This is a genomic window from Stenotrophomonas sp. LGBM10, from assembly GCF_046736075.1.
GTDB lineage: Bacteria > Pseudomonadota > Gammaproteobacteria > Xanthomonadales > Xanthomonadaceae > Stenotrophomonas.
In genome coordinates this window covers 2493845-2506734 of sequence record NZ_CP177163.1, presented here as the reverse complement: position 1 = coordinate 2506734, position 12890 = coordinate 2493845, and the positions used below count along the sequence as shown (strand labels likewise).

General features: G+C 70.5%; 14 protein-coding genes. 4 read left to right on the top strand and 10 right to left on the bottom strand.

Annotated elements, in window-relative coordinates; genetic code table 11:
- Positions 1 to 120: 120 nt before the first annotated feature.
- The 5 genes from ACLB90_RS10585 to ACLB90_RS10565 all read right to left on the bottom strand — a co-directional run bounded on the left by ACLB90_RS10585 (position 121) and on the right by ACLB90_RS10565 (position 3236).
- Complete coding sequence (locus tag ACLB90_RS10585) at positions 121 to 1146, bottom strand: NAD(P)H-dependent glycerol-3-phosphate dehydrogenase (RefSeq protein ID WP_411849462.1); 1026 nt, start codon at positions 1144 to 1146, stop codon at positions 121 to 123.
- Positions 1147 to 1166: 20 nt separating this feature from the next.
- On the bottom strand, positions 1167 to 1682 hold the full coding sequence (secB, locus tag ACLB90_RS10580; RefSeq protein ID WP_017355555.1) for a protein-export chaperone SecB: 516 nt from the start codon (positions 1680 to 1682) through the stop codon (positions 1167 to 1169).
- Positions 1683 to 1786: 104 nt separating this feature from the next.
- Entirely contained in the window at positions 1787 to 2224 is a 438-nt protein-coding gene (locus ACLB90_RS10575; protein WP_411849461.1) for a rhodanese-like domain-containing protein, read from the bottom strand.
- 79 nt (positions 2225 to 2303) lie between these two features.
- Positions 2304 to 2735, bottom strand: coding sequence for a hypothetical protein (locus ACLB90_RS10570; protein ID WP_411849460.1), 432 nt, complete (start codon positions 2733 to 2735; stop codon positions 2304 to 2306).
- Positions 2736 to 2765: 30 nt separating this feature from the next.
- Positions 2766 to 3236, bottom strand: a complete 471-nt coding sequence (locus ACLB90_RS10565) for a YiiD C-terminal domain-containing protein (RefSeq protein WP_411849459.1) — start codon at positions 3234 to 3236, stop codon at positions 2766 to 2768.
- 40 nt (positions 3237 to 3276) lie between these two features.
- Here ACLB90_RS10565 and ACLB90_RS10560 point away from each other — a divergent pair, with 40 nt between their 5' ends.
- The 3 genes from ACLB90_RS10560 to ACLB90_RS10550 all read left to right on the top strand — a co-directional run bounded on the left by ACLB90_RS10560 (position 3277) and on the right by ACLB90_RS10550 (position 6465).
- Complete coding sequence (locus ACLB90_RS10560) at positions 3277 to 4053, top strand: uroporphyrinogen-III synthase (protein WP_411849458.1); 777 nt, start codon at positions 3277 to 3279, stop codon at positions 4051 to 4053.
- Positions 4054 to 4161: 108 nt separating this feature from the next.
- On the top strand, positions 4162 to 5136 hold the full coding sequence (locus ACLB90_RS10555) for a uroporphyrinogen-III C-methyltransferase (RefSeq protein ID WP_411849457.1): 975 nt from the start codon (positions 4162 to 4164) through the stop codon (positions 5134 to 5136).
- A 3-nt stretch (positions 5137 to 5139) separates the two neighbouring features.
- On the top strand, positions 5140 to 6465 hold the full coding sequence (locus ACLB90_RS10550; RefSeq protein WP_411849456.1) for a heme biosynthesis protein HemY: 1326 nt from the start codon (positions 5140 to 5142) through the stop codon (positions 6463 to 6465).
- 71 nt (positions 6466 to 6536) lie between these two features.
- Here ACLB90_RS10550 and ACLB90_RS10545 read toward each other — a convergent pair whose 3' ends face one another.
- Complete coding sequence (locus ACLB90_RS10545) at positions 6537 to 7832, bottom strand: acetyl-CoA C-acetyltransferase (protein WP_411849455.1); 1296 nt, start codon at positions 7830 to 7832, stop codon at positions 6537 to 6539.
- A 92-nt stretch (positions 7833 to 7924) separates the two neighbouring features.
- Between ACLB90_RS10545 and ACLB90_RS10540 the strand changes: the two genes are divergently transcribed.
- A complete protein-coding gene (locus ACLB90_RS10540; protein WP_411849454.1) occupies positions 7925 to 8812 on the top strand; it encodes a hypothetical protein in 888 nt (295 codons plus the stop codon).
- A gap of 88 nt (positions 8813 to 8900) precedes the next feature.
- Here the strand turns inward: ACLB90_RS10540 and ACLB90_RS10535 are convergent, their stop codons facing one another.
- The 4 genes from ACLB90_RS10535 to ACLB90_RS10520 all read right to left on the bottom strand — a co-directional run bounded on the left by ACLB90_RS10535 (position 8901) and on the right by ACLB90_RS10520 (position 12751).
- Positions 8901 to 9539: a superoxide dismutase family protein gene (locus tag ACLB90_RS10535; protein ID WP_411849453.1), complete on the bottom strand. Its 639-nt coding sequence runs from the start codon at positions 9537 to 9539 to the stop codon at positions 8901 to 8903.
- Positions 9540 to 9592: 53 nt separating this feature from the next.
- On the bottom strand, positions 9593 to 10159 hold the full coding sequence (locus ACLB90_RS10530) for a superoxide dismutase family protein (protein WP_411849452.1): 567 nt from the start codon (positions 10157 to 10159) through the stop codon (positions 9593 to 9595).
- Positions 10160 to 10251: 92 nt separating this feature from the next.
- Positions 10252 to 11700, bottom strand: a complete 1449-nt coding sequence (gene ntrC / locus ACLB90_RS10525) for a nitrogen regulation protein NR(I) (protein WP_411849451.1) — start codon at positions 11698 to 11700, stop codon at positions 10252 to 10254.
- Positions 11693 to 12751, bottom strand: coding sequence for a two-component system sensor histidine kinase NtrB (locus tag ACLB90_RS10520; protein WP_411849450.1), 1059 nt, complete (start codon positions 12749 to 12751; stop codon positions 11693 to 11695). The genes ntrC and ACLB90_RS10520 overlap by 8 nt, the downstream gene beginning before the upstream one ends.
- Between the last annotated feature and the right edge of the window lie 139 nt (positions 12752 to 12890).

Sequence of the window (12890 nt, the reverse complement as noted above, 5' to 3'; positions counted from 1 at the left end):
GCGGCCGCAGGCCGACGCCGGGGGACATTCGCCGACAAGGGCATCGCGGCCCAGCGCCCGACCCACTCCCCGCAGCGCCAGACCAAAAAAAAACCCCGGCAATGCCGGGGTTTTTCGCCATCATTTGAACAGCGTGTCCGGGTATTCCGGTTTCTGTTCGCGTGCCAGCAGTGCACGCAGGCCTTCTTCGGGCGTCTGCTCGCCATGCAGCACGGCGCGCACACGTTCGGAGATCGGCAGGTCGATGCCGTGGCGGCGTGCCTGACGCATGACTTCATCGGCGGTCTGCACCGACTCCACCACCTGGCCGATCTCGCGGACCGCGTCGGACAGGGATTGCCCCCGGCCCAGGGCCAGGCCCAGGCGACGGTTGCGCGAGAGGTCGCCGGTGCAGGTGAGCACCAGATCGCCCAGCCCGGCCAGGCCCATCAGGGTTTCCGGCTTGGCCCCGATCGCCGCGGCCAGCCGCAGCATTTCGTTGAGACCGCGGGTGATGAGGCCGGCACGCGCATTCAGGCCGAGATGCATGCCATCGGCGACGCCGGTGGCGACCGCCAGCACGTTCTTCATCGCACCACCGAGCTCGGCGCCGACCATGTCATCGCCGGTATAGGCGCGGAAGGCCGGGCCGTGCATCGCTTCGGCCACCTGCTGGGCGAAGTCCGCATCGTCACCGTGCACGGTGATCGCGGTGGGCAGGCCCTGGGTGACTTCCTTGGCGAACGACGGACCGGTCACCACCGCCAGCGGCACGTCCGGCCCGAGGACCTCGCGCGCTACTTCGTGCAGGAAGCGTCCCGACCCGGGCTCGAAGCCCTTGGTGGCCCAGGCTACACCCGCCGCGGCGGGCCGCAGTGGCGCCAGCGCGCGCACGGTTTCACCGAACGCGTGCGAGGGCACCACCACCAGAATCCAGGCGGCTCCCTCGACGGCAGCGGCCAGATCGGTGGTCGCACGCAGCGACGCGGGCAAGGGAATGCCCGGCAGGTAACGGGTGTTCTCGTGACGCTGGTCGATGGCCTCGACCATGCCGGCATCGCGGCCCCACAGCACGGTCGGGTGACCGTGCCGGGCCAGCAGGCTCGCCAGCGCGGTGCCCCAGGAACCGGCACCGAGAACGGCGATCTTGTCTGCGTGGCTGCTCATCGGAACGGACGCAGCGCCGATCAGGCGTTGCCGGCCGGCTCGGAATCGGCCAGCGAGGTTTCGCCCTGCTCCTGACGCTGACGCAGGGTTTCGGCGTACAGGCCTTCGAAGTTGATCGGCTGCAGGAAGAACGGCGGGAAGCCGCCGGCCTGGATCAGCTCGCTGACCAGCGAACGCACGTACGGGAACAGGATGTTCGGGCACTGGGTGCCGAGCAGCACGTCGATCGCCTGCGGCTCCAGGCCGATCAGGCCGAACACGCCAGCCTGCTGCACTTCGGCCACGTAGGCGGTCTTGTCGCCGGCCTTGCAGGTCAGGGTGACGGCCAGCACGACTTCAAAGGCGTTCTCGCCCAGGCGCTGCACGCGCTGGTTCAGGTTGAGCTGCAGTTCCGGCTGCACGGCTTCGTTGAAGACGGCCGGGGCATTCGGCGATTCGAACGAAACGTCCTTGACGTAGATCTTCTCGACGGTGAACGCGGGGCCGGTGGCGGCGTCGGCCGGCGCGATGGCGCCGTTGGTGTTCTGATCGGACATTTCCTGTAGCTCCAGAATGAATGCTGTAAAAATGGATTGTTGCATCCCCAGCGATGGGGGCGTGTGGCGTCGCGCACAAGGCGCGCAACGCCCTCAACGTGAAATCAGTTGCGGCCCTTGACCAGCGGCAGGTCGGCCTGCTGCCACGACGGGATGCCGCCGTCGAGCACGTTGACCTGTTCGAAGCCGGCCTTCTTCAGTGCCTTGGCTGCGGTTTCCGAGGCAGTGCCGGTACGGCACACCAGGACCACCGGGCGCTGTTTGGCATTGGCCACCAGCTTGTGCTCGGGACCGAACTGGCTCGGCTGCGCATTGCGGCTGCCGGCGATGTGACCCTTTTCGAAGTCGCTGCTGGACGACAGATCGACCACCAGCGCGTTGCCGGCATTCATCAGCTGGGTCAGTTCGGCCGGCTTCAGCGACGTGTAGCCGCGGAACAGGCGCCGTACTTCGGTCACGATGATGGCCACGGTCAGGCCGACCAGGGCCATCGACAACATCGGGTTTCGGCCGGCAAAGGCCAGCAACTCTTCGTAATTCACTCAGATCACGGGTCGATAAGCGGGCGCCGATTGTCGCACATGCGGGCGAAGCGGCGTCCAGCGGCCACGAGGGCCGGGATTACTGGCCCTGCCAGAGGTCCGGCAGGCCGCCGGCCTGCCACCAGCGCTTGACCTGCGGGTCCCAGCGCCAGAGTTCCTTGACCACCACGGTGCGCTCGGCCTGGGTGTTGACGTTGATGACACCAATCTCGACCCGGCGCTCCACGGTGCCGTCGGGCAGCGCTGCGGTACTGCGCTCGCGGTAGGACGACACCCGGATCTGCTCGTAGCGGCGCAGCTGCAGGTCGGTCAGCGGGTGGGCCTTGCGGTACTCCGGGTCAAGGTAGCCCAGCGCATCTTCGGCGCTGCCCCAGCGGATGGTGGAGCCGTACTGGTTCTGGACTTCCTCCAGCGCGGTACGTTGCTTGCGGCTCAGATCGGCGGCGGCCAGCGTCCCCACGCCGGTCAGCAGCAACGATGTCAGGAGCAGGATCTGGACCAGGCGGCGCATGCGAATTCCCCAATAGGCAAGGCGCACATCCTACCCTCTCGCGAAGGCCACGAAGCGCCCGCTGAGCTCGGCGGCCGGCTTGCCGGCGCTGCCCGGCTGGCGGGCGGTGAGCGCGATCCGCGCCTTGCCGCGCTGGGCGAAGGTGGCCAGGAAGCCATCCCAGTCGGACTCCGCGTCGGCCTGGGCCTCGGCCTGGAGGTCGCCGTACACCGGCGACAGGTAGCGTACGTGGCTGTCGGCCACGTACACATCGGCATCGAAGCCGGCCAGGCGCAGGCGCAGCGTGACCAGGGCCCAGCCGGACAGGGTCAGGGCCGAGGCCAGGCTGCCGCCGAAGGCGTTGCCCTTGTCGTTGACGTTGGCCGCCAGCGGTGCCTGCAGGCGCAACACGCCGTCACGGTAGTCGTGCACGCGGATCTGCATCGCCGCCACCGGCGGCATGCGGTCCAGCACGTGTTGCAGCGCAGCCAGCTGTGCGGGCAGGGAATCGGAAACGGACATCGGAAGGCAACGGCGTCGAAGGGCTCGCATAATGCCCGCAATGGACACCGAAGCAAATCCACCGCGCTGGACCCTGTTGTCGCTGCGCCCGCGCGGCCAGCACGCACCGATGCGCCGCGCTGCGCGGGCGCTGGGCGGCGCCACCATCGCGCTCTCGCCGTGGGCGCTGCGCGCGCGCACCGACACTGCCACCCGTACCGCGCTGGACGCGGCGCTGGGTGCCGACCGGGTGATCTTCAGCAGCCCGGCCGCCGTGGTGGCCGCAGCGCGCCTGGCCCGGCTCGATGTGCCGCATCCGGGGCAATGGCTGGCAGTGGGCAGCGGCACGGCGGCGGCCCTGCACCGTGCCGGCGCACACGACATCCAGGCCCCTGCGCGGATGGACAGCGAAGGGCTGCTGGCGCTGCCGGCACTGGCCGCCCTGGACGGCCTGCGCGCCGGGCTGGTGACCGCGCCGGGTGGGCGCGGCATCATCGCCGCGACGCTGCAGGCGCGCGGTGCGCAGCTCCTGCGCGCCGACGTCTACCTGCGGCAACCGCTGCCGCTGCCGGCACGGGCCCTGCAGCGGTTGCGCCATGCCGCGCGGCCGTGGGCGGTGGCGGTGAGCAGCGCGGACGCGCTGGCGCGGTTGCTGGCGCACCTGCCCGATGATCTGCAGTCCCCGCTGCGGCAGGCCTGCGTGGTGGCGGCCAGCGAGCGGCTCGCCGCCCAGGCCGTCGCCGCCGGCTTCGGGCACGTGGTGCAGGCCGAGGGCCCGCTGCCGGCGCAGCTGGTGCAGGCGGCACACGCCGCGCTCACGCCGCGCGCAACTTGCTGAACACGCCTTTTCCACGGTCTTGCGGGCGGCGCGGGCGGCGGGTGATGCTGTGCACCACGTCGCTCGCCAGCCAGCGGACAGCCCGGCGCGCGCGACAAGGACGCCTGTATGAATGAAGCCGATTCGCCCCCTCCCGCCCGTCGTCCCCTGCGCTGGATCGTTCCGGTGCTGGCCCTGCTCGTGGTCGGCGGCGGTGCCGCCTGGGGCTGGACGCAGTGGCAGGCGCAGCAGGCGCAGGCCCGGCTGCGCGACGAGAACGCGAGCCTGCAGCTGCAGGGGCTGCTCGACAGCGTCGAGGCCCTGCGCCGCGACCAGCGCTCGACCTCGCAGCGGGTGCAGGATGCGGCGGCCACCAACCGCGTGCTGCGCGACGAGATGCTCGGCCTGAGCCAGCGCAACGCCCTGCTCGAAGACAACCTGGCCAAGCTCGCCGACAGTACCCGGCATGGCGCGCAGGCACTGCAGCTGGAAGAGGCCGAACTGCTGCTGAGCCAGGCCGGCCAGCGGCTGGCATTCGCCGACGACATCGAGGGCGCCAGGCGCCTGTATGCGTTGGCCGCCAATGCGCTGGGCGACATCCAGGGCGGCGACTATCTCAACCTGCGCCAGGCGCTGATGCAGGAGCGCAACGCGCTGGATGCGCAGGGTCCCGGTGCACGGGCGCAGGCCAGCACCGCGCTGGCCGCGTTCGCACGCACGCTGACCACCCTGCCCGACGCAGTGGCCGACGACGCCGATACCGCTGCCACCCCCTGGTGGCACCAGGTGCTGGCCCCGTTCGTGACCATTACCCCGACCCGCACGCAGGGCCCGCTGACCGATGCCGAGCGCGTCGCGGCCTGGGATTCCCTGCAGCTGGAACTCACCTTGGCGCGCGCCGCAATCGAACGCGGCGACCAGGCCGGCTATGAACAGGCACTGGACCGGGTGGCGCTGTGGCTGCCCCGGCTGTGGCCGGATTCACCCGCCCTGCGCGAGCGGCGTGGTGAACTGCAGCAACTGCGCACACGCACGCTGCGCCCCACGCTGCCCGAACTGGGCAGCACCCTGCAGCAACTGCGCGCCATGCGCGATGGGAGATGATCGATGAAGCCATTCCAGTCCCTTGTGGTTCTTCTGCTGGCGGTTGCGCTGGGCGTGATCGCCGCGCAATGGCTCGGCGCCGATTCGCTGCGCCAGTTCGGCGAGGTGATCTACCGCTACGCCGGCAACGACTACCGCTCCACGGTGCCCCAGGTCGCGCTGGCGGTGCTGGTGGCACTGCTGTTGCTGTGGCTGCTGTGGAGCCTGGTGGCCGCGCCGTTCCGGGCGTGGGGCCGCTACCGCCGCAAGCAGGGCCGTGCGCGCCTGACCGAAGGCCTGCAGGCCCATGAGTACGGCCACTGGCAGCGCGCGGAGAAGCTGCTCGGCGCCGCAGCCGAGGACAAGGAGGTCAGCGCGGTGGCGCTGGCCACGGCGGTGCGCAGTGCGCAGGCACGCGAGGACGATGCCGCCGCCAACCAGTACCTGCAGCGTCTGGCCGGCGAAGACGCCACCAGCCATGCCCTGCTGCTCGCCGAACGCCTGCTCGGCCAGGAACGCCCGGTGGATGCGATCAACGCGCTCGACGTGGCGGCGATCCAGCCGCTGCCGCCGCGCGGTTTGTGGCTGCGCACCGAGGCGCTGGCGCGTGCCGAACGCGCGCACGAGGCCTATGGCCAGCTCGGCGCGCTGCGCAAGCAGAAGGTACTGCCCGATGACGCGGTGGCCGAGCTGGAAGCCCGCCTGGCCGCCCAGTCGCTGCTGGAAGCGGGCGACGTCAATGCGCTGGCCGCGCAATGGGAGGCCACGCCGAAGGCGCTGCGCACCGACCCCGATGTGGTCGCCGGCTACGCCCTGCGCGCGGTGGCGCTGGACTGGGACGAACCGGCCCTGCTGACCCTGGAACAGGCCCTGGACACGCGCTGGGACGAATCCCTGGTGACCCTGTACGGGCAGATGCCCGTGGACAAGCTGGCCACGCGCCAGGCCAACCTGCAGCGCTGGCTGGGCAACCAGCCGGCCAGCCCGGCACTGCTGCTGGCGCTGGGCCGTATCGCGGTGCGCCAGCGCCAGCACGCAGCGGCCGAAGACTACCTGCACCGCGCGATTGCCGCCGGTGCCGGCCCGGCCGCCTGGGAGGCGCTGGGCGAGGTGTTCCTTGAGCGTGGCGACGCCACGCTGGCCGCGCAGTGCTTCGCCAACGCGCTGCGCCAGCAGCGCGGCGAGGACAGCGTGGCGCTGGCCCGCGCTTCTGAACCCGGCCCTGCGGTGCCCGCACGCGCCACGGTGGAGGAGCAGTCGCTGATGGCGCAGCCGGTGCCGGTGCAGTCGGTTGATCCGCTGGTGGTGCGCGACGAGCGCGACGACTACGGCACCCCCCGCCTCCCGTAGTGCCGGGCGCTGCCCGGCAACGAAAAAAGGCCGCCCAAGGGCGGCCTTTTTCATTCCCGCATCGAACCCGATCAGCGTTCGACGATCGCCACCACGCCCATGCCGCCGGCGGTGCAGATCGACACCAGCGCGCGGCCACCGCCGCGTTCGGCCAGCTGCTTGGCGGCCGTGGCGATCACGCGCGCGCCGGTGGCGGCGAACGGGTGGCCGGTGGCCAGCGAGGAACCCAGCGGGTTGATCTTGGCCGGATCGATCCTGCCCAGCGGTGCGTCCAGGCCCAGGCGGTTGCGGCAGTAGTCTTCGCTTTCCCACGCGCGCAGCGTGCACAGCACCTGCGCGGCGAACGCTTCGTGGATTTCGTAGATGTCGAAATCCTGCAGGGTCAGGCCGTTGCGCTTGAGCATCTCCGGGACGGCGATGGTGGGCGCCATCAGCAGGCCCTCGCCGTGCACGAAGTCGACCGCCGCCACCTGCGAATCACGCAGATAGGCCAGCGGTTCGTGGCCGTGCGCACGCGCCCATTCCTCGCTGGCCAGCAGCACCGCCGAGGCACCGTCGGTGAGCGGAGTGGAGTTGGCGGCGGTCAGCGTGCCGCGACCGGACGCCTTGTCGAACGCCGGCTTCAGCGTGGCCAGCTTTTCCAGCGAGGTATCGGCGCGCAGGATGTTGTCGCGCTCGACGCCGCGGAACGGGGCGATCAGATCGTTGAAGAAACCGCGTTCATAGGCCGCAGCCAGCTTCTTGTGCGAGGACACCGCCCACTCGTCCTGCGAATCGCGGGAGATGTTCCACTCCTTGGCCATGTCCTCGCAGTGGTCGCCCATGCTCTTGCCGGTGCGCGGTTCGGCCACGCCGGGGAACTCGGGCTTGAGCTCGCTGAACTTGAAGCCGCCGGTGAGTGCCTTGAACTTGTCGCCGGTGGTCTTGGCGCGGTTGGCGGCCAGCAGGCGCGCGCGCAGCTTCTTGCCGTACACGATCGGCACGTCGGAGGTGGTGTCCGAACCGCCGCCGATGCCCGATTCAATCTGGCCCAGGGCGATTTTGTTGGCCACCGCGATGATGGTGTCCAGCGAGGTACCGCAGGCGCGCTGCATGGTGATGCCCGGCGTCAGCGGCGACAGCCCCGACGACAGCGTGGCCTCGCGGCCCAGGTTCCAGTCGCTGGAGTGCTTGATCACCGCACCCATCGCCACTTCGCCGAGCTGCTGGCCGTGCAGGCCGAAGCGCTCCACCAGCGCCCCGAGCGTGCGCACCGACATGCCGAGGTTGCCGACGTCCGAATAGGCCGTGTTCTGGCGGCAGAACGGGATGCGGACGCCACCGAGAATGGCGACGGGACGGGCGTTGGGCATGGAGATACCTGGCATGGGAGGGGTGTCTGCAACATGGCCTGCACGAAGGAGCAGGCATAATGGGGGCAAGTGTAGCTGCCGCCCTGTGATGGGCCAACCGTGAAACCATGAGCAAACCCGACCACGGCATGAATGCCCTTGGCGTCCTGGCATTGGAACTGGCCGGCGGCGACGCGCCGCGCCACGCCGCGCTGTCGTCCGAACAGGCCGGTGAACTGGCCGACCGCATCGGCCGCGACCTGGCCAAACTGGTGCCCGGCGTGAGTACGCTGGACTTTGTCTTCGCCGGCGCCCACTTCGACCCGGCCGAGGTGCTGCGTCCTGGCTGGCCGATCCACCGCCGCCTGGAAGAACTGCAGATGCGCGCACCTGGCCGCAGCCAGGGCCCGCGCCTGCTGGCCTTCGGTGCCGGCGCCGACGGCGATGTACCGTTGCCGTTCCAGGCCGATGCCAGCCTTACCGGCGGCGGGCTGCGGGTGGTGCCGTTCCTGTTGACCGGCACCGACGTGGCGCAGACCACGACCGTGGCCGAGGCGCTGGAAGAGGTACTGCTGGCCCAGGGCATGGCCCAGCCGGACACCGCCCTGCTGGCGCAGAACGCGTTCGGCGCGCAGATCGAGCACGCCCGCTTCTTCACCGTGAACGACCTCGCGGCGATGATGTCGATGCAGTACGACAACCAGGGCCTGGCGGTGCTGTGGCCGTTGATTGAGACCGCGTTGATGGCCCCGCAGCACGAGGAGTGGGTGGATGCCGCGCCGGAGCCGCTGCTTCGATACGCCGATGGCGAAGTGCGTATGGCGCTGTTCGATCCCGCCGGCTGGTGCGCGCATTACAACCACGGCAGTGGCGACTGCGATCGCCTGCAGGGCATCTACGACCAGTACCTGATCCGCCAGCGGCAGATGGCCGCCGTGCTGGAAGCGCACGGGCTGCCGGTGCTGTTCGTGCACTGCGAAGCCGGGCAGGACGCGCGCGCGTTGATGGCCGGCTGACCGTTGCCCATCACGGCACCGCACTGCGCGCGGAACCCCAAAAAAAACGCCGGCGCATGCCGGCGTTTTTCGTTCTGCGTCGCCTCGGTTACGGCGCGGCCTTGATCACCGCGCAGGCCAGGCGGGCGCCGGCGTTGCCGGTCGGCTGAGTCTTGTAGTCGTCGGCGTCGGCATGGACGATCAGGCCACGGCCGATGATGTCGAAGCCGTCACCCTTGCCGATGTTGACGTTGGTGGACACGTCGGCATCGACCACGGCATTGCCCTGCGCATCGGCCTTGATGTTGGGCATGTCGCCGCCGTGGTGCGGGGTGGCGGCCACGCTGCCGTGGTCTTCCTTGCCCGGGTTGAAGTGGCCGCCGGCGCTGGCGCCGTCCGGCGCGCTGCAGTCGCCCGTCTCATGGATGTGGAAGCCGTGTTCGCTGTTGGGCTTGAGGCCGCTGACCTCGCCCTTCACGTGGACCTTGCCGTCGATGACGCTGAAGGTGACGTTGCCCTTGACGGTATTGCCCTGGGTCGGCGCCAGATCGGCGACGGCGCTGTGGTTGGCGTGGGCATCGCTGCTCATCATCGCCGGCGGTGCATCCGGGGTCGCTTCGGTGGTCGGCTGCGCGGCGGTGGCGTCGGCGGCCGGGGTGGCTGCGGGGGCAGTGTCGGCCGGCTTGTTGCAGGCGCTCAGGCCGATGGCGGCAATGGCGGCGAACAGCGTGGTGTGGATCAGACGCATGTGGATCTCCTTGCAGGTAGCGGTGGAAGTGCGGACGTCGGCCGGTCGTGCGCTCAGCGCGTGACCCGGATGACGCCGCAGGCGATTCGGGCGCCGGCATTGCCGGCGGGCTGGCTGCGGTAATCGTCGGCGTTGGCATGCACGACCAGTGCACGTCCGGCGATATCGGTGGCTGCGCCGCCGCCCAGCGTAACCGCTGGCAGCCGCACATCCACATTGACCCGGCCCTGCGCATCGGCACGCAGGTTGTCCATGTCGCCGGCATGATGCGCACCGGCGCTGTTGCGGCCATGTGCCTGGCCGGTGGGATTGAAGTGCGGGCCGGCGCTGCTGGCATCCACCGCGCTGCAGTCGCCGCGCTCGTGAACGTGGAAGGCCGCGGTCTGCAGCGGCTGCAGGCCCCCGATCACGCCGGTGATGTGCACGCCGCGCGCATCGGGCACCAGCGCGAGGCGGCCGCTGACCAGGCTGGCCGAGGCCGGCGCCAGATTGGCTTCGGCCAGCTGGGCGGTGCTCACCAGCGGCACCGGCGGAGCGCTGGGGCGCGGCGGCGGGGTGGTACCGCACGCTGCCAGGACAAGCACGGTGGACGCGAGCAGGACGAGACGGGAACTGCGCATGGGGAAACTCCTTGGTGCCACGCTAGCCGTGGGGTCGTCCACGGGCCATGAAAGGGGGGACACGTGCCGCACACACCGCCGCGACGCGCGGTTCATGCGCCACGGCGGCGGCCGGCGCCGAGCTTGCGGGTAAGGGTGTTGCGGCCCATGCCCAGCCGCGCGGCGGCTTCGGCACGGCGGCCGTGGGTGATCTGCAGGGCCGCCTCCAGCAACGCCTGGTCGACCCGCTCACGCACCTGCGCATGCAGGCCTTCGGCCCCCTCTGCCAACCGTTGGCGTGCCCAGGCCGACAGCAGCATCTCCCACTGGCCCGGATCGCCCGACGGGCGCGCACGTGGACTGCCGCCGCGATGCAGGGCGCTGTCGACATCGGCCACACCGATGGTGTCCGACGCGGCCAGGGCGGCCATGCGCCAGCACACGTTTTCCAGCTCGCGCACGTTGCCGGGCCAGTCGTGTTCGCGCAGCGCCTGCACGGCAGCGGCGGTGAGCCGCTTGGGCGGGGTATCGAGCTTGCGTGCGGCGGCGGCCAGGAAGGTGTCGGCAAGCTGGGCGATGTCGTCGCGGCGCTCGCGCAGCGCCGGCAGGCGCAGGCGCACCACGTCCAGGCGATGCAGCAGGTCGGCGCGGAAACGTCCCTGCGCGACCAGCGATTCGAGGTCCTGGTGGGTGGCGGCGATCACGCGCACATCGACCCGGATCAGCTCGCGTCCGCCGACGCGGAAGAACTCGCCTTCGGCCAGCACACGCAGCAGGCGGGTCTGCAGCGGCAACGGCATGTCGCCGATTTCATCGAGGAACAGCGTGCCGCCGTGGGCCTGTTCGAAACGACCGACGTGGCGGCGCTGCGCCCCGGTGAAGGCACCGGCCTCATGACCGAACAGTTCGCTCTCCAGCAGTTCGGCCGGAATCGCGGCGGTGTTCAGCGCCACGAACGGGCCGTCGGCACGCGGCGATTCGTGGTGAAGCGCGTGCGCCACCAGCTCCTTGCCGGTGCCGGTTTCGCCATTGATCAACACCGACAACGGCGCCTGCGCCAGCCGACCGATCGCGCGGAACAGCGCGCGCATCGCCGGCGTATCGCCCACCAGTTGCGGGCGCTGGTCTGGCGCGGGCGTGGCGGCCGGCTCGCTGGGTACGGCGAGGGCCGCATCCGGTGCCGGCAACACGCGCTGCGCCAGGGCCACCGCGTCATCCAGATCGAACGGCTTGGACAGGAATTCCTGCGCGCCGCCGCGGAACGCCCCGGCGGTGCTGGCCACGTCGGTGTAGGCGGACATCACGATCACCGGCAGTTGCGGGTGCGCGGCTTTGAGCTTGTCGAGCAGCACCAGGCCGTCATCGCCGGGCATGCGCACGTCGGTGAACAGCAGGTCCGGCACGGCCTGCGCTTCCAGTGCCGACAGCGCCGCCGCCGCCCCGTCGAATCCATCGACCTGGTAGCCCGCATCGCGCAGCGCGGTACACAGCACGAAGCGCACCGCGCGGTCGTCATCGACCACCCAGACGCGCTGGCCGGTGGACGGTACTGGATCAGCCATGCGTGGCCGCCTCCTCGTCGGGCGTGCCGCCGCCGATCGGCAGCAGCACGGTGAATACGGTGTGGCCCGGGCGCGAGCGGTAGGTCAGGCTGCCGCGGTGCTCGCGGGCGACCTGCTGGGCCAGCGCCAGGCCCAGGCCGGTGCCTTCGGCCCGGCCGCTGACCAGCGGCAGGAACAGGTGCTCGGCCAGTTCTTCGGGAACGCCGCGGCCGTCGTCGGCGATCTCCAGCCGCAGCGCCAGCGGGTGCAGGTGATCGGTGATGCGCACGCCATGTTCCACGCGCGTGCGCAGGGTGACGGTGCCCGCCCCGGCCTGGATCGCATTGCGCACCAGGTTCCACACCGCCTGGGTGAGGCGGTCGGCATCGCCATCGAACTCGGGAATGCTGGGGTCGTAATCGCGCTGTACCCGCACCGCCCAGCCACCCTCGCTCTCGGCCAGGCGCAGCACGCGCTCCAGCGAGGCGTGGATGTTCAACGGCGCGTGCGGTGCGGCCGGTGCGGGAGAGAGCAGTTGTTCGAGCAGGCCGTTGAGGCGCTCGATTTCCGAGCTGATCAGATCGATCAGCTCGCGCTCGTCGGGGTCGCGCTGGGCGTTGCGCCGTGCCAGCAGCTGCGCCGCCCCTTTCAGGCCTGCCAGCGGATTGCGCAGCTCGTGCGCCAGGCCCTTGAGGGCGGCGCTGAGCGCGCTGGGCAGCGCCTGGGTCGGGTCGAGTCCGGGAAATTCATCGACCGGGTGGGCCTCCAGCAGCCACCCACCCACATCCCAGCGGCTGAGCCAGCCCTCGGCAAAGCGCGGCGCGTCGCCGGGCAACGCCAGCGCCAGCCGGTGCAGGCGCAGGACATCGCGCTCGTCGCGCGCCAGGAAGTGGGCCAGGGCTTCGCCCTGCACTTCCAGCGAGGCCAGCGGTTGCCCGACCAGGCGTCGCCCGCTGACCCCCAGCCAGCGCGAGAACGCGGGATTGCAGCCCACCACGCGGCCGTCGGCGTCTGCCCAGGCAATCGGGGTGCCGAGAGCATCGAGAGCGGGGAGCGGGAGCGCGGCAGTCATTGCACCAATGTAGTGCAAAACGGCGTTGTTGCGCCTGCCCGGTACCGCAAATGGCGCCACGGGGTCCCCCTGCCGGTGGCGATCATCGTCCCGGCACGGGCAGCGTCGCAGGTGCATCACGACAGGGTCAGCGCAGCGC

Coding starts and splice junctions, on each gene's coding strand:
- ACLB90_RS10535 (WP_411849453.1), bottom strand. CDS start 9,539: ATGCGTCTGATCCACACCACGCTGTTCGCCGCCATTGCCGCCATCGGC.
- ACLB90_RS10585 (WP_411849462.1), bottom strand. CDS start 1,146: ATGAGCAGCCACGCAGACAAGATCGCCGTTCTCGGTGCCGGTTCCTGG.
- ACLB90_RS10550 (WP_411849456.1), top strand. CDS start 5,140: ATGAAGCCATTCCAGTCCCTTGTGGTTCTTCTGCTGGCGGTTGCGCTG.
- secB (WP_017355555.1), bottom strand. CDS start 1,682: ATGTCCGATCAGAACACCAACGGCGCCATCGCGCCGGCCGACGCCGCC.
- ACLB90_RS10565 (WP_411849459.1), bottom strand. CDS start 3,236: ATGTCCGTTTCCGATTCCCTGCCCGCACAGCTGGCTGCGCTGCAACAC.
- ACLB90_RS10545 (WP_411849455.1), bottom strand. CDS start 7,832: ATGCCAGGTATCTCCATGCCCAACGCCCGTCCCGTCGCCATTCTCGGT.
- ACLB90_RS10540 (WP_411849454.1), top strand. CDS start 7,925: ATGAGCAAACCCGACCACGGCATGAATGCCCTTGGCGTCCTGGCATTG.
- ACLB90_RS10555 (WP_411849457.1), top strand. CDS start 4,162: ATGAATGAAGCCGATTCGCCCCCTCCCGCCCGTCGTCCCCTGCGCTGG.
- ACLB90_RS10560 (WP_411849458.1), top strand. CDS start 3,277: ATGGACACCGAAGCAAATCCACCGCGCTGGACCCTGTTGTCGCTGCGC.
- ACLB90_RS10530 (WP_411849452.1), bottom strand. CDS start 10,159: ATGCGCAGTTCCCGTCTCGTCCTGCTCGCGTCCACCGTGCTTGTCCTG.
- ntrC (WP_411849451.1), bottom strand. CDS start 11,700: ATGGCTGATCCAGTACCGTCCACCGGCCAGCGCGTCTGGGTGGTCGAT.
- ACLB90_RS10520 (WP_411849450.1), bottom strand. CDS start 12,751: ATGACTGCCGCGCTCCCGCTCCCCGCTCTCGATGCTCTCGGCACCCCG.
- ACLB90_RS10570 (WP_411849460.1), bottom strand. CDS start 2,735: ATGCGCCGCCTGGTCCAGATCCTGCTCCTGACATCGTTGCTGCTGACC.